Source organism: Novosphingobium pentaromativorans US6-1, assembly GCF_000767465.1.
Classification (GTDB): domain Bacteria; phylum Pseudomonadota; class Alphaproteobacteria; order Sphingomonadales; family Sphingomonadaceae; genus Novosphingobium; species Novosphingobium pentaromativorans.
The window spans coordinates 103072-125713 of the sequence record NZ_CP009291.1 but is presented as its reverse complement, the minus strand read 5'-3'; the positions used below and the strand labels follow the sequence as shown (position 1 = coordinate 125713).

Here is a 22642-nt window from a genome sequence, read left to right as displayed (position 1 = left end):
ATCAGGAACGCAACCGCCAGCCCGTCTTGAAGATCCATGCGATGAAGGCCACGCAAATCGCGAGGAACGCCAGAGTCATCCCCAGCGAAGTGGCAATCGAGAAGTCCGAGCTACCGTAGAAGCACCAGCGCAGACCGTTGACGAGATAGACGACCGGGTTAGCCATGGCCACCGAGCGCCAGGGCTCGGGCAGGACATCGATCGAATAAAACGTACCGCCGAGGAAGGTCAGCGGAACGATGAACAGGACCGGCACGATGCCGAGTTTCTCGAAGCTGTCGGCCCAGATCCCGAGGATGAAGCCGAATAGCGAGAAACTGGCCGATACCAGCAGGATGAAGCCCAGCGTGTAGAGCGGGTGCAGGATCGTGTAGTCGACGAAGAAGGTCGCCGTCCCCAGGATGATCGCGGCGAGGATCAGTGACTTGGTCGCTGCCGCCCCAACGAAGCCCACCAGCGTCTCGGCCGTGCCGACCGGTGCGGAGAGCAACTCGTAGATCGCTCCGGTGAAACGCGGCATGTAGATGCCGAAGCTGCCGTTGGACGTACTTTCGCTGAGCAGCGTGAGCAAAAGCAGGCCGGGCACGATGAAGGCCCCGTAATTGACCCCGTCCATCGTCTGCATACGGCCACCGATGGCCGCGCCGAAGACGACGAAATAAAGCACGGTAGTCAGCACCGGACCAAGGATGGACTGCATGGCGGTGCGCAGCGCGCGCGAGACTTCGCGCTTGTAGATGGTCCAGGCGCTGCGGGCGTTGAATGCGATCACTTCGCCTCTCCTTCAAGCAGATTGACGAAGATCTCTTCGAGGCTCGATTCGCGAATATCGATGGAAGTGTAGTCGATGCCGGCTGCGACCAGCGCCTTGGTCAGTTCGGCCACTTCGGCCTTGCCGCCCCCGCGCCGTCGCCGCCACGGTAACACAGCTCGCTGCCGCCATCGCCAAGGGTAACCGCGAAGCGCTCCAGCGACGCTGGAATGTCCGAAAGCGGCTGGGCCAGCGCGATGTGCGCTTCTGTCCTGCCAAGCTGCTTCATCATGACCGACGTCCGCTCGACCATGCGGATCCGTCCGGCCTGGATGATGCCGACCCGGTCGGCCATTTCCTCGGCCTCTTCGATGTAGTGCGTCGTCAGGATGATCGTGGTGCCCAGGTCGCGCAGCTTGGCGATCTGCTGCCACATGTCGCGGCGCAGTTCGACGTCGACGCCCGCTGTCGGCTCGTCAAGAAACAGCAGCTGCGGTTCGTGTGCCAGCGCCTTGGCGATCAGCACGCGGCGCTTCATGCCACCGGACAGGGCGCGGATCTGCTCATTGCGCTTGTCCCACAGGCTGAGCGCCTTGAGGATCTCCTCGATCTTGTCCGCGTCCGGCGCGAGTCCGAACAGCCCGCGCGAATAATTGACCGTGTGCATGACCGTTTCGAACATGTCGGTCGCCAGTTCCTGCGGCACCAGTCCGATCCGGGCGCGCAAGCTGCGCCAGTGCGAGCGCAGATCTTCGCCGAAAACGCGGATCGTGCCCGCACTGGGCCGCACCAGTCCGCACACCGCTCCGATCAAGGTCGTCTTGCCTGCCCCGTTCGGGCCCAGCAGGGCAAAGATCTCGCCCTTGCGGATGTCGAGGTCGACGCCGTGAAGCGCGGTAAAGCCGCCCGCGTAAGTCTTGGTGAGACCGCGAATTTCAAGAATGGATTCCATCATGCCTTGATGGGGCATGACGATGGCAGTTCCAAGACCTGGACCGTGAGATTGCGACGCAATTCCCACAAGTTGGACCGCCTGTATCCAGTCAGGGGAGCAACAGGCTGGAATCGCCGTAGGAATAGAAGCGGTATTGCGCGCCGATGGCGTGGGCATAGACCGCCTGCATCTTGTCCAGACCCATCAGTGCGCTGACCAGCATGAACAGGGTCGACTTGGGCAGGTGGAAGTTCGTCATCAATCCGTCGATCGCCTTGAAGCGATAGCCCGGGGTAATGAAGATCGAGGTGTCGCCTTCGAAGGGCCGGATCACGTCGTCCTCGCCTGCGGCACTCTCCAGCAGGCGCAGGCTTGTCGTGCCTACGGCGATCAGGCGACCGCCAGCGGCGCGCGCGGCATTGAGACGGTCCGCCGTGGCCTGGTCGATCCGCCCCCATTCCGCATGCATCTTGTGATCGCTGGTATCGTCGGCCTTCACCGGCAGGAAGGTACCCGCCCCGACATGGAGCGTAAGCGTCTCGCGGGCGATGCCGGCTTCATCGAGCCGCTCGACGAGTTCAGGGGTGAAGTGCAGCGCCGCAGTCGGGGCGGCAACCGCGCCCTTCTCGCGCGCGAACATCGTCTGGTAGTCCGAGCGGTCGGCCTCGTCGGTATCGCGCTTGCCGGCGATGTAGGGCGGCAGCGGCATGCGCCCTGCCCGCTCGAGCAGCACTTCGACCGGTTCGTCGCCCTCGAAGGCGAGCGTCCAGCTGCCGTCTTCGTGCCGCGCTTCCGCAATCGCGGTAACTTCGGCCGGAAACTCGACCCGGTCGCCGGGCCTGAGGCGCTTGGCATTGCGCACGAAGGCCTGCCAGCGGCGCAGGTCGATGCGCTTGTGCAGGGTCGCGCCGATCCGAGCTTCACCCCGGCGGCCTTCGAGCTGGGCGGGAATGACGCGGGTGTCGTTGAAGACCAGCACGTCTCCCTTGCGCAGCATCTGTGGCAGGTCGCGGACATGGCGGTCCGAGAACGGCGCATCGCCATCGACCACCAGCATCCGCGCGGCATCGCGCGGCCTCGCCGGACGAAGGGCTATGCGTTCGGTGGGAAGGTCGAAATCGAAGAGGTCAACGCGCATGGCCGCGCGCTAGAGCAGCGCGCGGATTTCGACAAGATCGTGCGTTGCGATTGCGCGCGACTGAGCGCCGCCTTGCGCCGCGCTCAGTCGGAACTGGAATTGCTGAGCTGGTCCGCGGTGATCGGAGCCGCCGTGGCCGACGCCGCGACAGTGCCCGGTGCAGGCGGTGCCTTGTGGTCCGAGGCGAGCGAGGCCTGGACGATGCGCGTCGGGTTCTGCGGCGGCTCGCCGCGATGAATCGCATCGACGTACTGCATGCCCGAGATCACGCGGCCGAACACCGTGTACTTGTGATCGAGCGAGAAGCGCGGATAGAAAACGATGAAGAACTGGCTGTTCGCGCTGTTCGGATCGTTCGTGCGCGCCATCGATACGGTGCCGCGCAGGTGCGGCAGCGAATTGAATTCGGCCTCGAGGTCGGGGAGCTGCGAACCGCCCTGGCCGGTGCCCGTCGGGTCGCCGGTCTGCGCCATGAAGCCGTCGATCACGCGGTGGAAGATCACCCCGTTGTAGAAGCCCTGCTCGGCCAGCGTCTTGATCCGCTCGACATGGTGGGGCGCCCATTCCGGCATCAGGCGGATCGCCACGCGGCCGCCGTCCGAAAGATCCAGCACCAGGATGTTCTGCGGATCGTGCGACATGTCGGTATCGACTACCGGGGAAAGCGCCGGTGCGACCGGTGCGGGTACTTCCTTTTTCTTCGCCAGGGCCGGTGCAGCCACCAGCGCAAGCCCGATCATCGTCGCGGTGAGAGGAAGGCGAAATTTCATCGATTACTCACAAGCTGGAGCCAGTCATCGTGGGGGCGATAGAGCGCCGGCGATGACGTGACAATGAACGAAACGGACTGATCTGTTCAGTAGTCGCCCTTGAGGCCGGTCGCGGCGATGCGTTCGACCACGTCGTCGCGAACCGCAGGGCTGACGAACTTGGAGATATCGCCGCCGAACATGGCGATCTCCTTCACCAGCTTGGATGCGATCGGCTGGAGACTGACATCGGCCATGAGGAAGACGGTCTCGATGTTCGCGTTGAGCTGCTGGTTCATGCCGGCCATCTGGTACTCGTACTCGAAGTCGGCAACGGCCCGCAGGCCGCGCACGATGACCGTTGCTCCCTGCTTTTCGGCAAACTTCATTAGCAGTGCGTTGAAGCCCACCACCGAGACGTTGTCGATGCCCAGATTCTCCACCTCACGCTCCACCATCGCGATGCGCTCGTCGGGGGCGAACAGCGGGTTCTTCGACATGTTGGTTGTGACGCCGATGATCAGCCGATCGACCAGCTTGGCACCGCGCCGGATGATGTCGGCATGACCGCGCGTGATCGGATCGAAAGTGCCGGGATAAACGCCGACGCGTTCGCCAGCGGTCTTCAAGGCCGTCATCAATGATCCCTCTCGATGATGTAGCGCGCCACGGCGCGCAGCAGTTCTGCTTCCTTGCCGTAGTGCGCAAGGTACGCGATCGCCTGATCAACCAGCAGCCGCGCCTGTTCGCGTGCGCGTTCGGGGCCGAGCAGCGACACGAAGGTTTCCTTCCCGGCGCTGGCATCCTTGCCCACCGCCTTGCCGGCGGTGGCGGCATCGCCTTCATAATCGATCAGGTCGTCGGCGATCTGGAAGGCCAGCCCGATGTCGCGCGCATAGCCGCGAAGGTGCGTGCGCCCTTCCGGCGAGACCCGGCCCAGGATCGCGCCCATCTCGACCGCTGCTCCCAGCAGGGCCCCTGTCTTGAGCTGTTGCAGGCGGGTGACGGTCTGCAGATCGAACTCGCTCGTCTCGGCGACGAGGTCCATCATCTGGCCGCCCGCCATGCCGTGCGCGCCGCTGGCATGGCCAAGCGCCTGGACCAGTTCGATGCGGGTGAAGGGATCGGCGCAAGTCGCCGGATCGGCCAGCACCTCGAATGCGAAGACGTGCAGCGAATCCCCGGCCAGAACCGCCGTCGCCTCGTCGAAAGCGATGTGGACGGTCGGCTTGCCATGGCGCAGCGCATCATCGTCCATGCACGGCAGGTCATCGTGGATCAGCGAATAGACGTGGATCGCTTCGATCGCGACGGCCGCCCGCACCGCGGCCCCGCGGTCGACGCCGTACATTTCGGCCACCGAGGTCAGCAGGAGCGGACGCAGCCGCTTGCCGCCGCCGATCGCGGCATAGCGCATGGCTTCGATCAGGCGCGCGCGCGCATCTTCCGGAACCGGCAACAGTGCATCGAAAGCGCCGTCGATCTCGGACGCGATGCGCGCAAGACCCTCTGCGAGCAGCGAGTCGGTTACGCCCTGGGCCACGACTCAGCGATCCGCGGCATCGAAAGGCTGGGTGCCGGACGGCACCCCGTCAGGTCCGGCGACGATCTTCTCGATCCGTGCCTGGGCCGCATCGAGGCGCTTCTGGCAATGCTTGCGCAGCTCTTCACCACGTTCGTAAAGCGTGATCGAATCTTCGAGCGGCACATCGCCGCTTTCGAGCTTGCGCACTACGTCTTCCAGCGCGCGCAGCGCATCCTCAAAGCTCAAGGCGTCGATGTTCGGGGTCTCTCCGTTCATGCCGCAGCAATGGCCGTCTCGTGTCACACGGTCAAGGTGGGAACCGGAGAATCGCGTTTTGCCATGCCCTTGGCGTCAGGAACCCTGAATCAGGGCGTGAAAGCGGACTAGCGCGCGCGCGATGACATGGCTAAGGCGCGTCGCATGAGCGGAATCACCCCTGAAGTCGTCGAGGCCCACGGCCTCAGCCCCGAGGAATACGAGCGCGTCCTTCATGCGCTCGGCCGAGAGCCGAACCTTGTGGAACTCGGCATCTTTTCGGTCATGTGGTCAGAGCATTGCTCGTACAAGTCGAGTCGCTTCCACCTCAAGAAGTTGCCGACCGAGGCGCCCTGGGTCATCCAGGGCCCCGGCGAAAACGCCGGCGTCATCGACATCGGCGACGGCCAGGCGGCCATCTTCAAGATGGAGAGCCACAACCACCCCAGCTACATCGAGCCCTACCAGGGCGCGGCGACGGGCGTCGGCGGCATCCTGCGCGACGTCTTCACGATGGGCGCGCGCCCGGTCGCGAACATGAACGCGCTGCGCTTCGGCCGCCCCGAGCACCCGAAGATGAAGCACCTCGTGCAGGGCGTAGTCGCGGGAATCGGCGGTTACGGCAACTGCGTGGGCGTGCCCACCGTCGGCGGCGAGACGAACTTCCACAAGGCCTACGACGGCAACATCCTCGTCAACGCGATGACCGTGGGCGTGGCCGAAACCGACAAGATCTTCTACTGCGCCGCCACCGGCCTGGGAAACCCCATCGTCTACGTCGGCTCGAAGACCGGCCGCGACGGCATTCACGGCGCCACCATGGCCTCTGCCGACTTCGACGAGAACTCGGACGAGAAGCGCCCGACCGTGCAGGTCGGCGATCCCTTCACCGAGAAGCTGCTGATCGAGGCCTGCCTCGAGCTGATGGCGACCGATGCTATCGTCGCGATCCAGGACATGGGCGCGGCGGGCCTTACTTCCTCCTCGGTCGAAATGGCCAGCAAGGGCGGCGCGGGCATCCGGCTCGACATGAACAAGGTGCCCTGCCGTGAAGAGGCGATGACGCCTTACGAGATGATGCTTTCGGAGAGCCAGGAGCGCATGCTCATGGTCCTCAAGCCGGGCAAGGAAGCCATGGCCGAAGCGATCTTCAGGAAGTGGGAACTCGACTTCGCGGTGATCGGTGAAGTCACCGATACCGGCCACATGGTCCTCGAGTTCGACGGCGAAGTGGTCTGCGACATTCCGCTCGGCCCGCTCGCCGACGATGCGCCGGAATACGAGCGGCCCTACGTCAGCCCCGAAGAGTACAAGGCATGGGCCAAGGTGCCCGCGCTGGGCGACGTGCCCGAAAGCACAGACCTGGGCGCGGATCTGCTCAAGCTGATGGGCGGGGCGGACCTCGCCTCGCGCAAGTGGATCTGGGAACAGTACGACAGCCAGGTCGGCGCGGATACCATGCAAAAGTCGGGCGGCGATGCCGCGGTCGTGCGCGTCCACGGCACGCAGAAGGCGCTGGCGATCAGCACCGACTGCAGCCCGCGCTACTGCTATGCCGACCCTTACGAGGGCGGCAAGCAGGCGGTCGCAGAGACCTACCGCAACATCTGCGCGGTCGGCGGCCTGCCGCTGGCAATCACCAATTGCCTCAACTTCGCGAACCCACAGCGCCCGCAGATCATGGCTCAGATCGTCGGCTGCCTCAACGGCATGGGCGATGCCTGCCGCGCGCTCGACTATCCGATCGTGTCCGGCAACGTCTCGCTCTACAACGAATCGAAAGCCACCGGCGGCGGCTCGGCTATCCTGCCGACACCGGCAATCGGCGGCGTCGGCCTGCTCGTCGACCACGACAAGATGGCTACCATCGCCTTCAAGAACGAAGGCGACGACATCTTCGTGCTGGGCGGTTCGGGCACGCACCTGGGCCAGTCGCTGTGGCTGCGCGAGATTGCCGGTCAGGAAGCGGGCGAAGCGCCGAAGGTCGATCTCGATGCCGAACGTGCCAACGGCGCAACCGTGCGTGAATGGATCGGTCAGGACAAAGTTACCGCCGTCCATGACATCAGCGACGGCGGCCTGCTGGTCGCGCTTGCCGAAATGGCCCTCGCCAGCGGCAAGGGCTGCACCCTCGACAGCGCTCTTTCCACTGCCGAAGCTTTCGGCGAAGATCAGGGCCGCTACGTCGTGACGGCCCCGGCCGGAACCGAACTGCCCGGTGCGGTCAGAATCGGCAGCGTGGGCGGAAGCAAGGTCGCTGGCGTCAAAATCGCGGATCTTCGCGAAGCCAACGAGGCGTTCTTCCGGGACTGGATGGAGGCGTAACACCCTTCCGCCAGTCCGGCGGCTGATTTCCCTCCCCATTGCTTCGCAACGGGGAGGAACTCAGCGAAGGTACAACCCCGCCATCAATCGCGGACCCAGTCCTTCTCGGGAATGCCCAGCAGGCGCAGGACCGAAGTGAGGTCTCCGCGGTTGATCCAGCCATTTGCGGCAGCGCGCGCCTTGGGCTTGGCGTGGTAGGCAATGCCGTAAGTGGCCGCTTCAAGCATCGGGATGTCATTGGCGCCATCGCCTGTGGCAAGGCTCGTCGCACCTTCGGCCAGCTCGGCCATGATCGAAAGCAGCGTGCCCTTCTTCACCGAACTGTCGACGATGCCGCCGACAAGGCCGCCGGTCAGCTTGCGATCCGCAACTTCAAGGCGATTGCCCACGACCTCTTCGAAGCCCAGCCATTCGGCGACCGGATCGGCGAAGTGGTGGAAGCCGCCCGTTACCAGCACGGTACGGCAACCCAGCTTCTTGAGCGTCTGCACCATAACCTTCGATCCGGGCATGGGCTGGATACGACCGGCAAGGCACTGGTCGATCGCTTCGACCGACAGGCCCTCAAGCAATCCGACGCGTTCGCGAAGGGCCTGCTCGAAGTCCAGCTCACCCTGCATGGCCCGCTCGGTAATGTCGGCGATGCGATCCTTCAGGCCAGCGAAGTCCGCCAGTTCATCGATGCATTCCTGCCCGATCATGGTCGAATCCATGTCGGAAATGAACAGCGCGGGCACTTGCGGCTCGCTTTCGCAGACGAGGCCGTCGGTCACCTCGAAATGCGCATCGAGCGAAGCGCGCATGGCCAGCGCATCGCTGTCGGGCGACTCGATCTGCATCGTCTGTCCGCAGAAATCGAGCATCGATGCCTCGGCCAGGCGCACGCCCCGTTGCTCCATGTCGGCACGGGCCGCGTCGATTCTTGCGGAGAGATGATCCGGTTCTGCTATCAGCCGGGCAATGAGCACTGCAAATATCCTTGATGCATCGTTGAATATCGCGGCCGCAGACCGGCCACCGCTGGCGCTCATCGCAGGGCCGACCGCCAGCGGCAAGAGCGATTGTGCGGTCATGCTGGCACAGGAACTGCACAGGCGCGGGCGGCGCTGCGTCGTCGTCAATGCCGACAGCTCGCAGGTCTATGCCGACCTGCAGGTCCTGAGCGCGCGGCCGACGCACGAGGAAATGGGCGGGATCGAGCACCGCCTGTTCGGAAACTGGGACGGGTCGCAAAGCTGCTCCGCGGCCGACTGGGCGCAAACTGCGCGGCACACGATCTCGGCGATCCACGCTGAAGGCGCCCTGCCCATCCTCGTCGGCGGTACCGGCCTGTATATAAGGACTCTGCTCGAAGGTATCGCTCCGGTCCCGGCGATCGATCCCGGGATTCGGCAGGCGGTTCGCGCGCTGCCCGTCGATGAGGCCTTTGCCGCGCTCCGGCAGGAAGACCCGGAGCGTGCCAGTCGCCTCGCCCCAGCGGACACCGCCCGCATCGCCCGTGCACTCGAAGTCGTCCGGTCCAGCGGCAAGACACTGGCGCAATGGCAGGCTGAGACTTCAGGCGGCATCGGCGATGCGGTCACGGTTTACCCGGCAATCCTCCTGCCTGAGCGCCAGGCGCTCTACCGCCGCTGCGACCTGCGCTTCGAACGGATGATCGAACGCGGCGCACTGGGCGAAGTCGAAGCGCTTCTCGCCCGGCAACTCGATCCGGCCCTGCCCGTCATGCGGGCTATCGGCGTCCCTGAACTCGCCGGAGTCGTGCGCGGTGAGTGGACGCTCGAGGAAGCCATCGCCCGCGGCAGCCAGGCGACCCGCAACTACGCCAAACGCCAGTTCACGTGGTTGCGCCACCAACCGCCGGAAGACTGGCAGCGCGTCTCGTTTGAAAATTTTGATTCCACCTATCTACACGACATTTTATTTCGCATTTTTCATTTGACGTAACATTTAACGTCCCGTAGAGGCCTCCATCACCTGCTGGTGGAAGTTATGCAGGGAGGAGAGGATGACCCGGCGCGACGATTGTCGTGTCGGGTCGGTTTCATTAGAGAGCGCGTGACCTTCGGAAATGCTTGTTTCCGGGGTCGATCCCCTTATGGAGGCGAGCTTTCTGAGGCGGACTCTTGCGGGTCGCACACCAGAATACGAAGAGGAATGTGTTGTGAGTGAAGAGCGCAGCGGCGCGAACATCTTGGTCGAAAGCCTGGTCCGTCAGGGAGTCGAATTCGTATTCGGCTATCCCGGTGGCGCCGTGCTTCCGATCTACGATGCTCTCTTCGGTGACGAACGGCTTCGGCACATCCTCGTGCGTCACGAAGCCGGCGCGGCCCATGCCGCCGAAGGCTATGCCCGTTCGACCGGCAAGCCCGGCGTCGTGCTGGTCACCTCCGGCCCGGGCGCGACCAATGCCGTCACCGGCATTGCCGATGCCTTCCTCGATTCGATTCCGCTCGTCGTCATCACCGGTCAGGTTCCGACCGCGCTGATCGGCTCGGATGCATTCCAGGAAGCCGATACCGTCGGAATCTCGCGGCACTGCACCAAGCACAACTACCTGGTGAAGGATCCGGCCGATCTGGCCGCGACCATCGACGAGGCATTCCAGATCGCGACGACCGGCCGTCCCGGCCCGGTCCTGATCGACATTCCCAAGGACGTCCAGATCGCCACCGCGCCCTGGACCGACGCCCCCGCGCAGCGCCGCAACCGCTACTCGCCCCCGACGCAGGGCGGCGCTGACGAGATCGCGCAGGCCATCGACATGATTGCCGCGGCCAAGGCTCCTGTCCTCTACACCGGCGGCGGCATCATCAACTCGGGTCCGCGCGCGACGCAGCTCCTGCGCGAACTGCAGGCGAAGACCGGCGCTCCCGTCACCTCGACGCTGATGGGCCTGGGCGCCTTCCCGGCCGACCACGCGGACTGGCTGGGCATGCTGGGCATGCACGGCACCTACGAAGCCAACATGGCGATGAACCAATCGGACCTGATCGTCTGCCTCGGCGCCCGCTTCGACGACCGCGTGACCGGCCGCCTCGACGCCTTTGCGCCGAACTCGAAGAAAATCCACGTCGACATCGACCGTTCGTCGATCAACAAGACGGTCCAGGTCGACCTGCCCATCGTCGGCGACTGCGCTTCGGTGATCGAGCAGATCCTCGATGGCTGGGGCAGTCGCAAGCCGCAGGACCTGACCGCGTGGAAGGGCCGCATCGAAAGCTGGCGCGAAAGGAAGAGCCTGTCGTTCCCGCTCAGCAAGGAGGCAATCATGCCTCAGCTGGCGATCCAGCGGCTGTTCGAGCTGACCAAGGACAAGGATCCGGTGATCTCCACCGAAGTCGGCCAGCACCAGATGTGGGCGGCGCAGCACTTCCACTTCTTCGGTCCGAACAAGTGGCTGACCTCGGGCGGCCTCGGCACCATGGGCTACGGCCTGCCCGCCGCGATCGGCGCCCAGTGCGGAAATCCGGACAGCCTGGTCATCGACATCGCTGGCGACGCCTCGATCCAGATGAACATCCAGGAGATGGGCACCGCCACGCAGTATCGCCTGCCGGTCAAGGTCTTCATCCTCAACAACGAGTGGATGGGCATGGTCCGCCAGTGGCAGGAACTCACGTATGAGAGCCGCTATTCGAACTCCTATTCGGACAGCCTGCCAGACTTCGTGAAGCTGGCAGAGGCCTATGGCTGGAAGGGCATTCGCATCGAGAACGAAAGCCAGCTCGACGCGGGCATCAAGGCCATGATCGAGCATGATGGCCCGGTCATCGTCGATTGCCTGGTCGCCAAGGAATCGAACTGCTTTCCGATGATCCCCTCGGGCGCTTCGCACACCGAGATGATCCTCTACGGAGACACCGTGGCCGGTACCATGGACGACGAAGCCAAGGCGCTCGTCTGAGCCGGCCCCGAAGGAAAACATGATGATGCATATCAAGCACGAGGCCGAAGAACGGCACGTCCTGACCGTCACGGTCGACAACGAGGCCGGTATCCTGGCCAAGATCGCCGGCCTGTTCACCGCGCGCGGCTACAACATCGACAGCCTGACCGTGGCCGACATCACCGAGAACCACTCGGTAAGCCGGATCACGATCGTCACCCACGGCCCGCCGAGCCAGATCGACCAGATCCACGCGCAGCTGGAGCGCCTGGTGCCGGTCCACAAGGTCGTCGACCTCACCGAAGTCGGCCCTTACGTGCAGCGCGAACTGGCGCTGGTGAAAGTGGCAGGCGTTGGAGAGAAGCGCGTCGAAGCGCTGCGCATCGCCGACGTTTTCCGCGCCAAGCCTGTCGACACCACGACCGGCAGCTTCATCTTCGAGCTGACCGGCGCACCGGACAAGATCGATACCTTCGTCACCTTGATGCGTGAACTCGGCCTCGTCGAGGTCGGACGTACCGGCATCGTGGCGATGATCCGCGGAGCGGAAGAAGCCTGATCACAATTCGAATTGAGCAACTATGAACTTCGTCACCCTGGACTTGTTTCAGGGTCCATTTTTCCGGATCGCACTGCACCGGGCCTCGAAATGGTCGCTGAAACAAGTTCGGCATGACGAGACAAGGCAAGGAAGAATACAATGAAAGTCTATTACGACGCCGATTGCGACATCAACCTGATCACCGGCAAGAAGATCGCCGTGCTGGGCTACGGCAGCCAGGGCCATGCCCACGCGCAGAACCTGCGCGACAGTGGCGTCAAGGACGTGGCCATCGCGCTGCGCGAAGGTTCGGCAACTGCCAAGAAGGCCGAAGCAGCCGGCTTCAAGGTCCTTACGAACAAGGAAGCCGCGGCATGGGCCGACATCCTCATGATCCTCGCGCCCGACGAACACCAGGCCGAGATCTACGCTGCCGACATTCATGAAAACATGAAGCCCGGCGCTGCGCTCGCCTTCGCCCACGGCCTCAACGTGCACTTCGGCCTCATCGAGCCGCGCGCCGACATCGACGTCATCATGGTCGCCCCCAAGGGTCCGGGCCACACCGTGCGCTCCGAATTCCAGCGCGGCGGCGGCGTGCCCTGCCTCGTTGCCATTCACCAGGACACCACCGGCAACGCCCACGACATCGCCCTTGCCTATGCTTCGGGCGTCGGCGGCGGCCGCTCGGGCATCATCGAAACCAACTTCCGCGAAGAGTGCGAAACCGACCTCTTCGGTGAGCAGGCCGTTCTGTGCGGCGGCGCGACCGCCCTTGTCCAGGCTGGTTTCGAAACGCTCGTCGAAGCCGGTTACGCTCCCGAGATGGCCTACTTCGAGTGCCTTCACGAGCTGAAGCTGATCGTCGACCTGATGTATGAAGGCGGCATCGCCAACATGCGCTACTCGATCTCGAACACCGCCGAATATGGCGACATCAAGACCGGTCCGCGCATCATCACCGATGAGACCAAGAAGGAAATGAAGCGCGTTCTGGAAGACATCCAGTCGGGCCGTTTCGTGAAGGACTTCGTGATGGACAACCGCGCCGGCCAGCCCGAGCTGAAGGCTTCGCGCAAGGCTGCCCTGCGTCACCCGATCGAGGAAACTGGCGCCAAGCTGCGCGCGATGATGCCCTGGATCGGCGCCAACGCCCTGGTCGACAAGACCAAGAACTAAGTCAAAACCTGCTGAAAGACGAACGGCTTGCGTCGTTCGTCTTTTCGGAACAAACTCCCGGCCGGGCCGTTCGCAACAGAACGTCACGACCGGGAGAGTTTCCTGATGAACCGACTGCTCGGCGCAGCCTGCGCCCTGCCGCCCGCCCTCGCCTTCGCCGCTGCATTCGCGCTGTCCTCGCCGCTCCCGGCGCAGGAAGCGGAGGCAGAAGCCACACCGGCCGCCCCGGCGTCCACATTCGGCCAACCCGATCCCTCGCTGGTTACAGGCGGCCACTACAAGGCTGATCCGCACCATACGCTCGTTGAGTGGAGCGTCGATCACCTTGGCTTCACGCCCTATTTCGGACTGTTCTCCGACATCTCGGGAACGCTGGACCTCGACCCGAAACGGCCCGAGCAGGCCCGCATCGCGATGACCATTCCGGTCACAAGCATCACGGTCGCCAGTGCAGACCTGAAGGCACACCTGATGAAACCGCCCGCCAGTGAAGGCGGGAAGCCCGACTTCTTCGGCCCCAAGCCGGAAGACGCGCGTTTCGTCTCCACCTTGGTCAGGATCACCGGGGACCAGCAGGCGGAGATGACCGGCAATCTCACGCTCAACGGCATCACGAAGCCCGTCACCCTGCAGGTTCTCTTCCACGGCGCCGGGACGGTGCCGCCGCAGATGGGCGGCGGCGAAGGACTTGGATTCGATGCGACGGGTACGCTCAAGCGCAGCGACTTCGGGCTCGATTTCGGGATTCCGATGGTATCAGACCAGGTCGAACTCAAGATCGCAGCCGCTTTCATGAAGGACGCAGCCAAGGCGGCGCCCTGAATGCAGGCCGATGCGCCGGGCCACCGGCGATACATGCGCATTGCGGCAGCGCCCCAAGTCATTATGGGTAACTTCCTGAAATGGAGTACGAAAAGATGCCTGCAAACCGTCCGCTCATGCTTGCCGCCGCCCTGGGCGGCAGCCTCCTCGCATTGAGCGCATGCACCGCCGACCAGGCCGCGCCGGAGACCGCGCCGCCCGCGCCTGTCGCCCAGAGCTGCGGAGCCGAGCAGCTCGGTTCCTATGTCGGCCAGCCTGCGAGCGACGAAGTGCTCGGCCTCATCCGGCAATGGCGCGGCGACAATCCGATCCGCGTGCTCAAGCCCGGTTCGGCCATGACGATGGATTACCGCCCTAACCGTCTCAACGTGTTCCTCGACGACAAGGGCATGATCGAGAAGTTCGAGTGCAATTGACCCGCTGACAGCAGGCCCGCACCGCCGCGGCCATCCCGCTGCGCTGCGATCCGCGGCGCACGGGATCGGCCGCGTTTAACCCTTTACATCTCATCCGCCTGTCCCCATAGGCACAGTCATGACTCTCCGGCTTGGCCTTCTTCTGCGACTTACCCGCCCTTGGGCGTGAGGTGACGCGTCGTCCGGTCGGCGCGCTCGGCGCTCAAGGGACCTGACAAGACGACACGAAAAGCGCAGACTTTCCCGAGCGAGACATTACCCATGACAATGCTGAAAGACCCTTCGGTCAAATACCGCCCTTTCCCGCAGATCCAGCTGCAGGATCGCCAGTGGCCCTCGCAGGTCATCACCAAGGCGCCGCGCTGGCTCTCCACCGACCTGCGTGACGGCAACCAGGCGCTGATCGATCCGATGAGCTCGGAAAAGAAGACCCGTTTCTTCGACCTGCTCGTCAAGGTCGGCCTGAAGGAGATTGAAGTCGGATTCCCCAGTTCGGGCGCAACCGACTATGATTTCATCCGCGGCCTGGTCGATGGTGGACGCATCCCCGAGGACGTGCTGGTTCAGGTGCTGACCCAGTCGCGCCAGGACCTGATCGAGAAGTCGTTCGAGAGCCTGGCAGGCGTTCATGCCGCCATCGTCCACCTCTACAACGCCGTCTCGCCGCTGTGGCGTCAGGTCGTCTTCGGCATGGACCAGTCCGAAGTCCGCCAGATTGCAGTTAACGGCGCGAAGGTCATGCGCGATCAGGCCGCGAAGTATCCGCAGACAAAGTGGCACTTCGAGTATTCGCCCGAGACCTTCTCGACCGCCGAACTCGATTTCTCGATCGAATGCTGCGAAGCGGTAATGGAAGTGCTCCAGCCCACGCCGGAACATCCGATCATCCTCAACCTGCCGGCGACCGTCGAGGCAGCGACGCCGAACATCTACGCCGACCAGATCGAGTACTTCTGCCGCAACCTGCCCAACCGCGAAAGCGCGGTGATCAGCCTGCATACCCACAACGACCGGGGCACAGGCGTGGCTGCAGCGGAGCTGGGGCTGATGGCCGGCGCCGACCGCGTCGAGGGCTGCCTGTTCGGCAACGGTGAGCGCACCGGCAACTGCTGCCTGGTGACAGTCGCTCTCAACATGTACACGCAAGGCGTTGATCCCGGGCTGGATTTCTCGGACATCGACGAAGTCATCCAGACCGTCGAGTACTGCAACCAGCTCAAGGTCCCCGAACGCCATCCCTATGGCGGGGAACTGGTCTTCACGGCCTTCTCCGGATCGCACCAGGACGCGATCAAGAAAGGCTTCGCCGCGCGCGAGAAGCGCAACGACGAGACCTGGGCGGTGCCCTACCTGCCGATCGACCCGGCGGACCTGGGCCGCAACTATGAGGCGGTCATCCGCGTCAACTCGCAGTCCGGCAAGGGCGGCTTTGCCTGGGTGATCGAGCAGGACCAGGGCCTCAAGCTGCCCAAGCGCATGCAGGCGCACTTCTCCGGCCACGTGCAGGACCTGGCCGACGAGCTGGGCCGCGAACTGCAGGCCGGCGATATCTGGGAAGTGTTCCGCAAGGTCTATCGCATCGATGAACCGCAGCACTTCCAGTTGATCGACTGGGACGAAAGGCGCGCCTCGGACGGCACCCGCATCTTCGCCGGCAAGATCGGTGTCGACGGCAGGGAACAGACCGTTTCGGGCCGTGGCAATGGCCTGATATCCTCCGTCACCGCCACTCTGGCCGAGAGCTTTGGCGTAACCCTCGAAGTGCGCGACTACGCCGAGCACTCGATGGGCTCGAGTTCGGACGCCCGCGCGGCCGCTTACGTGGAATGCCTGACGACCGACGGGCGCACGATTTGGGGCGTCGGCATAGACGAGGATGTCGCAACGGCGAGCGTAAGGGCCGTGCTCAGCGCGGCGAATGCCGCCAGCAACGGCGCCTGATCGCATGGAAAACGGAAATGGGGCCTTGCCGGAATGGCGGGCCCCATTCGCTTTCTTCAGGCATCCCGTCAGTCCTTCGTCTGAGGGATTCACGCAGCCTCTCGACAGCGGTGACCGACGGCATTAGTCGTGCCGTTTAATCGTACGGTTAAACGGAACAGACATGGCCCTGCCTTCAATCTTCGACAATTTGCGCCTCCCGGTCATCGGCTCGCCGATGTTCATCGTTTCCAGCCCGGAACTCGTTATTGCGCAAGTGCGCTCAGGAATTGTCGGCAGCTTTCCGGCCCTCAATGCCCGCCCCGCGAGCCAGCTCGACGAGTGGCTGCACCGGATCAATGAGGAAACCGCCGATTGCGGCGTGCCGTTTGCGGTGAATCTCATCGTCCACCGCTCAAACACCCGGCTCGATGAGGATCTGGCGACTTGTGCCAAGTGGAAGGTCCCGCTCATCATCACCTCGCTCGGCGCACGCGAGGACGTGAATGCCGCGGTCCACAACTGGGGCGGTCTCGTCTTTCATGACGTCATCGATGATCGCTTTGCCCGCAAGGCCGTGGAAAAGGGCGCCAACGGCCTGATCGCCGTGGCGGCAGGGGCCGGCGGCCACGCCGGAGCGCAATCGCCCTTCGCGCTGGTGCAGGAAATCCGCGAGTGGTTCGATGGCCCGCTCGCACTCTCCGGCGCCATCGCCAACGGCCGCTCGATCCTTTCCGCACAGGCGCTCGGCGCGGACTTTGCCTATATCGGCTCGCCGTGGATCGCGACCCCCGAAGCCAATGCCGCCGACGGTTACAAACAAGCGATCGTCGATAGCCACGCCGCCGACATCGTCAATTCCAGCCTGTTTACCGGCGTTCACGGCAATTACCTTCGCCCCTCGATCGAAGCGGCAGGCATGGACCCCGACAATCTCCCCGAAGGAGACAAGAGCCAGATGGATTTCGGCTCGGGCGGCGCGATGGAAGCCAAGGCCTGGAAGGATATCTGGGGCGCCGGACAAGGGATTGGCGCAATCAAGGCCATCGAGCCGGTTGCCGAACGCGTCGCCAGGCTTCAGGAACAGTATGAGGCGGCGAAGGCGGACCTGCGCGCACGCATGGGGGAGGCGTGACGGACGCCCCCTAGCGCTTGCGCCAGATCCAGACGCGATCCTCGAACTGCGAAGGCTCGGCCAGTAGCCCGGTCCCGGCGACGGTCAGTTCCTGCGGAAGCTGGAGGCGGCCTTGACGCACCAGTTGGTCGACCACGCCGACCGCAAGGCGCATGGTCGCTTCCTCGCCCTCGCCCTGCGAACCGACGAGGTGCATTTCCTGCCCACTAAATTGCACCAGCCCTTCGCTGACGACACTGCCGTCCGGCCGGATCGATAGCGCCGTCAGGCTCCGTGCCGGGAATGGACCGCCGGCCAGCCAGTTGAGTACGGAGCTGGAAAACTCGCGCGGGGGAACCCTCGTGCCTGCCAGGTCCCAGGAAATCGCAGCGACCGGCGAGTGGAGCGCCAGGTTTGCGGTCAGGCCGGCCAGTGCCTTCACGACCGGGAGCAAGCCGAGCCCGGCAGCCACATGTCCGCCCGGCACGATCCGGATCACCTCTTCCGCCGGGACGCCAGTGCCTGGATGCCCCCTGGGCGCTGGCACATCAGGCAGGCGCAGTTCGAAAGCCAGGCCGGCGGAAAGCACCTCGATCGCATCGCCAGCTTGATCGGGTCTATTGGCGATGATCGAGGCGATTCCGAACATGGCCGGGGATTCGAGCAGGGAGACGACGGCGCAAGCCGAGGGCCGTGTTCCCTTGCCGAAAATCAGCGACGCACCGAGGCCGTTGTCTTCACGAGGGCTGCCTGAAGGAGACATGAGACATACTTTCAGGGACTTGGGGCTAGTATGGTCGGTTTGCCTGCTACCCCCGGGTACCGTCGAGACGGTTTCCGAAACTTAATCGGCTGAACCCGTTCGCCCACGCCGCGGCTATGCGCACCTGTCAGAAAATGCCGAGCGACAGTCCCTCGCCCATGGCGACACCCAGATCGCGGCATTCTTGCAATCGGTCTCGCGGCACCGTCTTTTCGGCAAGGATCTCCTCCGGCGTCTGTGCCTGAAGATTGACGATGATCGGTTCGGCCACGCGCTTGAGGCGCCAGCCCGTGGCAATCCGATCGATCTGCGCCTGCGCGCCCGCCCCGTCCGATCCCGCGGCAATGACCGTCGCATAGGCCCTTCCCTCGATCCGGCCGAGAACCGGGTAGTAGCAGCGATCGAACATCTCCTTCATCATCCCCGACATCGTCGCGAGATTTTCAGGGCAGACGAAAACGTAGGCGGCGGCGTCCAGAAGATCCTGCGGCACGACGTTGGCGGCGGCAATCAGGCGCGCCCGGTCGCCCGCCCCTTGGGCGACCTGCATCGCCATGGCCTGCGACGCGCCGGTACGGCTGTGCCAGATGACGGCGAGAACGGGATCGCTCACGGGCATTCCGGGCGCGCCGGGCGCCTTGCAGACGAGAATTGGAACGCATCCATCCGACAAAACTAGGCGCGATCGCGCCAACCTGTCACGCCTTGTCTTGTTGAAAGGGCATGAACCTGTGGGCTGGAGCCTTCCCGCTGATGACGCGCTCGTATAATCGGGAAGGCATGGCTTCTCGATCTGCTTCGCTCTTCGGCATCGACAAATCCCTCACCGGCAAGGCCTGGCGCTGGCGCGGCGGCAACATGGACCTCTCGGACGGCCCGGGCGGGCTGGAAAACGACATCGTCACCCAGCTCCTGCTTTCGCGAGGCGTCCCGCGTGAGGAGCTGGACCGCCATCGCACCCCCTCGCTGCGGGCTTTCCTGCCCGATCCGTCCGAATTCCGCGACATGGACGCCGCCGCCGAAAGGCTGGCGCAGGCGATCATGACCGGCGAGGCCGTGACGGTTTATGGCGACTACGACGTCGACGGCGCGACGAGCGCAGCCCTGCTTATCCTGCTGATGCGCTCACTGGGTCACGATGCCCGCTACTACATTCCCGACCGCCTGCTCGAGGGCTACGGGCCCTCGGGAGAGGCGCTCGTGCGCATTGCCGGGGAAGGCTCCAGCCTGATCGTCACCGTCGACTGCGGCGCGATGGCGCATGAAGCGCTGGAAATGGCCCACGGCGCGGGCGTCGACGTGATCGTCGTCGATCATCACAAGTGCTCGCCGGAACTGCCGCGCGCGGCGGCTCTGGTCAATCCCAACCGCCTCGACGAAAGCACCATCGGCGCCAATCACGGCCACCTGGCCGCTGTCGGCGTCGCCTTCCTGCTTGCCGTCGCCACTGTGCGCACCTTGCGCCGTCAGGGCTTCTTCGCCGAGCGCCGCGAGCCAGATCTTTTCGCCCTTCTCGACCTCGTGGCGCTGGGCACCGTGGCCGACGTTGCCGCGCTCCACGGCCTCAACCGCGCCCTCGTCGCCCAAGGCCTCAAGGTCATGGCCCGGCGCGACAACATCGGCATGTCGGCCCTCATCGACGCAAGCCGCCTGAACCGCGCACCCACGTGCAGCGACCTGGGCTTTGCCCTCGGCCCGCGCATCAATGCCGGAGGCCGCGTGGGCGAATCGACGCTGGGCGTGCGCCTGCTGACCACCACCGATCCCGACGAAGCGCGTGACATCGCTGCCCAGCTCTCACGCCTCAACGAAGAGAGGCGCGCGATCGAGCAGGCGGTTCAGGAAGCGGCCGAAGCGCAGATCGATCGCCAGCACAACCGCGCGGTGCTCGTGCTCGCCGGAGCCGGATGGCACCCGGGGGTCATCGGCATCGTGGCCGGGCGGATCAAGGAAAAGACCGGCAAGCCCACGCTCGTCATCGCGCTGGACGCGGACGAGGCAGGCAACGGCAAGGGATCGGGACGCTCGATTACCGGGGTCGACCTTGGCGCCGCGATCATTGCCGCGCGCGAGGCTGGCCTGCTCGTCGCGGGCGGAGGCCATGCCATGGCCGCAGGACTGACTATCGCTCCCGACAAGCTCGAAGCCCTGTCCGAATGGCTCGATTCGCGTCTTGCCACCGATGTGTCGCATGCCAGCGCGAACCAGGCGATGTTGCTCGACCTCGCACTCGCACCGGGCGGATTGACGCCTACGCTGGTCGAAACGCTGGAAAGCGCTGGTCCCTACGGCATGGGCTGGCCGGGGCCGCGCGTCGCAGTCGGCCCGGTGCGGATCGTCAAGGCCGACATCGTGGGCGCAGACCACGTCCGGCTGATCGTCGGCGGAACGGATGGGGGCCGTTTCAAGGCCATGGCCTTCCGTTCGGCCGAAACCGAGATGGGCCAGGCCCTCCTCCATGCCTCGCAGGGGCGCCGCCTCTGGCTTGCCGGACGGGCAAAGATCGACGACTGGGGCAGCCGCCCACAGGCCGAATTGCATATCGACGATGCCGCATTTGCGGACTGAAACCAGCCTGCCTCAATAGCGTGCCAAAAAGAGTGCAATTTATCTGCGATCAGGGGGTTGACCCCCCCGCAAGCCACCGCTAGAGGGCCGGTCCTGCCTCCGGCGCAGCTCGGAATGGCCCCTTCGTCTAGCGGTCTAGGACGCGGCCCTTTCACGGCTGAAACACGGGTTCGAGTCCCGTAGGGGTCACCATCCGGTGCTGCGCCAGGCAGGCTTTCAAATGGCTATATGGCCCCTTCGTCTAGCGGTCTAGGACGCGGCCCTCTCACGGCTGAAACACGGGTTCGATTCCCGTAGGGGTCACCATAAAAATCAATGACTTGGAGGAAATATCCTCCTCTTCGTCAAATATGCGTCAAATATATCCATGCGCACGCACGCGGACGCGAAGCGCATCCAGTTTGCGTTAGAACAGTGTTTGCCTCCAGCACGAGATCGAGAGAGACGCCCCCTCCTAGGGGAGCAAATCCTCCTCTTAATCAGCGGGTCCTAGGTTCGAGCCCTAGTGCGTCCACCAAATTTTCCTAATTATTCAGGGCGTTGCCTAGATTTGAAAGGTGCCGTTATCTACCGGATTCTCCGCTAGGTAGCTCTCTAGGTAGCTGAGAAATATTCCGCTCAAGGCTCTATTCGGCAGCTCGGAACGGCGTCAAACAAGAATCAGCTACCCTAGGCAGGCGAAAGTTCAGTGCTAACGAGCGTTCGGTGGGCGGCGATGACAGACGCGCCGTGCCAAGTGCAAGTTCGGAGGCGCCGGTTGCCATTGCATCCGTGAAGCCGGCCGAACTTCTCATCCCGGCATTCGCCGCCGCTGATACGAATGCAACCAGACGCGGCACGCCGACTGTCAACCTCGAACTGTAAGATCGCCGTTCGTGGACCGCCTCCCATTCGGTTGCGGCGTGGAGAGCCGAGGTCAGCAGCTCTCGCTGGCGACTTGTTAGCAGTTGAACCGTTCTGGTCGAACGCCCTTGGTCCAGCGCAGTCCGTGGCGAATTCGCACAAGGGCCTATGCTAGACAGTGACAATCGACAGTTCCGCTGGACGACAAAACGCAAGGCACATTGCTTCCCGCCACTGCATCATCGACATTACCTCGGCGGGGGAGCGGTCCACCCACAGGCACTTTGTCGTTCAGAATCGAGGTGTGTAGCTGTATGGATTGCGGTACCTAAAGGTTACAGATTGTGTACGATTGATCAGGAGAGGCCCATGTACAAGCATATCCTCATCGCGACGGATGGATCCGAGGTAGGGCAGAAGGGGGTTGATCACGGACTCTCGCTCGCGCGAAACCTGAGTTCTCGAGTCACGATTATCACCGTCACCGAAGCACTTCCGCTTTATGCTGGCAATGGTTTTGGGATGGTGAGTGAAACAATGGTGTCCAGTTATGGGTCCGGCCAACAAGATGCAGCGAACGCCATCTTGGCAGCGGCTAGCCAGACCGCAAAAAGCACTGGGGTTGATGCGGACACAGTGCATGTGCCTGATGCACCACCAGCGGAGGCTATTCTGGAAGCGGCGAAGTCACGCAACTGCGACCTCATTGTAATGGGATCACATGGACGTCGGGGAATAGGTCGTCTCATGCTCGGCAGCAAAACCTGGGAAGTCGTGGCACATGGCCACGTCCCAGTCCTCGTAGTGCGATAGAACCTGATCTGCTATTCCCTACCGGATCCTGTGGCTTTAAACTTGGCGGGAAATCGAACGTCGCCCAATCCGCGTGCGTGTTGGCAGATTCCTTGCT

General features: G+C 63.8%; 20 protein-coding genes, 3 tRNA genes and 1 pseudogene. 14 read left to right on the top strand and 10 right to left on the bottom strand.

Features of this window, described 5'->3' with window-relative positions:
• Nucleotide 1 precedes the first annotated feature (1 nt).
• The 7 genes and pseudogenes from JI59_RS00560 to JI59_RS00530 all read right to left on the bottom strand — a co-directional run bounded on the left by JI59_RS00560 (nt 2) and on the right by JI59_RS00530 (nt 5373).
• Entirely contained in the window at nt 2–772 is a 771-nt protein-coding gene (locus JI59_RS00560) for an ABC transporter permease (RefSeq protein ID WP_007010967.1), read from the bottom strand.
• Nucleotides 769–1706, bottom strand: a pseudogene (locus JI59_RS00555) (ABC transporter ATP-binding protein). The gene JI59_RS00560 and the pseudogene JI59_RS00555 overlap by 4 nt, the downstream one beginning before the upstream one ends.
• Before the next feature lie 88 nt (nt 1707–1794).
• A complete protein-coding gene (gene queA, locus JI59_RS00550; protein ID WP_007010969.1) occupies nt 1795–2823 on the bottom strand; it encodes a tRNA preQ1(34) S-adenosylmethionine ribosyltransferase-isomerase QueA in 1029 nt (342 codons plus the stop codon).
• 83 nt (nt 2824–2906) lie between these two features.
• Nucleotides 2907–3593, bottom strand: a complete 687-nt coding sequence (locus tag JI59_RS00545; RefSeq protein WP_007010970.1) for a peptidylprolyl isomerase — start codon at nt 3591–3593, stop codon at nt 2907–2909.
• 86 nt (nt 3594–3679) lie between these two features.
• The gene (coaD, locus tag JI59_RS00540) at nt 3680–4210 is read right to left on the bottom strand and encodes a pantetheine-phosphate adenylyltransferase (protein ID WP_007010971.1); all 531 of its coding nucleotides are present in this window, start codon (nt 4208–4210) and stop codon (nt 3680–3682) included.
• Nucleotides 4210–5115, bottom strand: a complete 906-nt coding sequence (locus JI59_RS00535; RefSeq protein WP_007010972.1) for a polyprenyl synthetase family protein — start codon at nt 5113–5115, stop codon at nt 4210–4212. Before JI59_RS00535 ends, coaD begins: the two co-directional genes overlap by 1 nt.
• A 3-nt stretch (nt 5116–5118) precedes the next feature.
• Nucleotides 5119–5373 (bottom strand): exodeoxyribonuclease VII small subunit, encoded by a 255-nt coding sequence (locus JI59_RS00530; protein WP_007010973.1) that lies wholly within the window; start codon nt 5371–5373, stop codon nt 5119–5121.
• Between the two features lie 144 nt (nt 5374–5517).
• Here JI59_RS00530 and purL point away from each other — a divergent pair, with 144 nt between their 5' ends.
• Nucleotides 5518–7677 carry a phosphoribosylformylglycinamidine synthase subunit PurL gene (purL, locus tag JI59_RS00525; RefSeq protein WP_007010974.1) on the top strand — a complete coding sequence of 720 codons (2160 nt, stop codon included), beginning with the start codon at nt 5518–5520 and terminating at the stop codon, nt 7675–7677.
• 83 nt (nt 7678–7760) lie between these two features.
• Here the strand turns inward: purL and serB are convergent, their stop codons facing one another.
• The gene (gene serB / locus JI59_RS00520; RefSeq protein WP_007010975.1) at nt 7761–8645 is read right to left on the bottom strand and encodes a phosphoserine phosphatase SerB; all 885 of its coding nucleotides are present in this window, start codon (nt 8643–8645) and stop codon (nt 7761–7763) included.
• Between serB and miaA the strand changes: the two genes are divergently transcribed.
• The 8 genes from miaA to JI59_RS00480 all read left to right on the top strand — a co-directional run bounded on the left by miaA (nt 8638) and on the right by JI59_RS00480 (nt 17579).
• Entirely contained in the window at nt 8638–9624 is a 987-nt protein-coding gene (gene miaA, locus JI59_RS00515; RefSeq protein WP_007010976.1) for a tRNA (adenosine(37)-N6)-dimethylallyltransferase MiaA, read from the top strand. The genes serB and miaA overlap by 8 nt on opposite strands.
• Before the next feature lie 217 nt (nt 9625–9841).
• Nucleotides 9842–11584, top strand: coding sequence for a biosynthetic-type acetolactate synthase large subunit (gene ilvB / locus JI59_RS00510; protein ID WP_007010977.1), 1743 nt, complete (start codon nt 9842–9844; stop codon nt 11582–11584).
• 22 nt (nt 11585–11606) lie between these two features.
• Nucleotides 11607–12125 carry an acetolactate synthase small subunit gene (gene ilvN, locus JI59_RS00505; protein WP_038576682.1) on the top strand — a complete coding sequence of 173 codons (519 nt, stop codon included), beginning with the start codon at nt 11607–11609 and terminating at the stop codon, nt 12123–12125.
• Between the two features lie 141 nt (nt 12126–12266).
• Nucleotides 12267–13286: a ketol-acid reductoisomerase gene (gene ilvC, locus JI59_RS00500; RefSeq protein ID WP_007010979.1), complete on the top strand. Its 1020-nt coding sequence runs from the start codon at nt 12267–12269 to the stop codon at nt 13284–13286.
• A gap of 105 nt (nt 13287–13391) precedes the next feature.
• Nucleotides 13392–14108: a YceI family protein gene (locus tag JI59_RS00495; RefSeq protein ID WP_007010980.1), complete on the top strand. Its 717-nt coding sequence runs from the start codon at nt 13392–13394 to the stop codon at nt 14106–14108.
• A gap of 95 nt (nt 14109–14203) precedes the next feature.
• Entirely contained in the window at nt 14204–14524 is a 321-nt protein-coding gene (locus JI59_RS00490) for an I78 family peptidase inhibitor (protein WP_238532440.1), read from the top strand.
• 261 nt (nt 14525–14785) lie between these two features.
• Complete coding sequence (leuA, locus tag JI59_RS00485; protein ID WP_007010983.1) at nt 14786–16465, top strand: 2-isopropylmalate synthase; 1680 nt, start codon at nt 14786–14788, stop codon at nt 16463–16465.
• A gap of 163 nt (nt 16466–16628) precedes the next feature.
• Entirely contained in the window at nt 16629–17579 is a 951-nt protein-coding gene (locus tag JI59_RS00480) for an NAD(P)H-dependent flavin oxidoreductase (RefSeq protein ID WP_007010984.1), read from the top strand.
• A gap of 10 nt (nt 17580–17589) precedes the next feature.
• On the opposite strand, the gene JI59_RS00475 is transcribed toward JI59_RS00480, so the two are convergent.
• Both JI59_RS00475 and JI59_RS00470 read right to left on the bottom strand, forming a co-directional pair.
• Nucleotides 17590–18207, bottom strand: coding sequence for a hypothetical protein (locus JI59_RS00475; RefSeq protein WP_239000578.1), 618 nt, complete (start codon nt 18205–18207; stop codon nt 17590–17592).
• A 241-nt stretch (nt 18208–18448) separates the two neighbouring features.
• The gene (locus tag JI59_RS00470; RefSeq protein ID WP_007010986.1) at nt 18449–18934 is read right to left on the bottom strand and encodes a flavodoxin family protein; all 486 of its coding nucleotides are present in this window, start codon (nt 18932–18934) and stop codon (nt 18449–18451) included.
• A 167-nt stretch (nt 18935–19101) separates the two neighbouring features.
• Between JI59_RS00470 and recJ the strand changes: the two genes are divergently transcribed.
• From recJ to JI59_RS00450, 5 genes are all read left to right on the top strand, one after another.
• Nucleotides 19102–20889 carry a single-stranded-DNA-specific exonuclease RecJ gene (gene recJ / locus JI59_RS00465; protein ID WP_038576678.1) on the top strand — a complete coding sequence of 596 codons (1788 nt, stop codon included), beginning with the start codon at nt 19102–19104 and terminating at the stop codon, nt 20887–20889.
• Between the two features lie 116 nt (nt 20890–21005).
• Nucleotides 21006–21081: transfer RNA gene (locus tag JI59_RS00460), tRNA-Glu, on the top strand.
• Between the two features lie 38 nt (nt 21082–21119).
• Nucleotides 21120–21195 (top strand) — tRNA-Glu (locus JI59_RS00455).
• A gap of 75 nt (nt 21196–21270) precedes the next feature.
• Nucleotides 21271–21406, top strand: a tRNA-OTHER gene (locus JI59_RS26995).
• A gap of 695 nt (nt 21407–22101) precedes the next feature.
• The gene (locus JI59_RS00450; protein WP_038576675.1) at nt 22102–22545 is read left to right on the top strand and encodes a universal stress protein; all 444 of its coding nucleotides are present in this window, start codon (nt 22102–22104) and stop codon (nt 22543–22545) included.
• Nucleotides 22546–22642 lie beyond the last annotated feature (97 nt).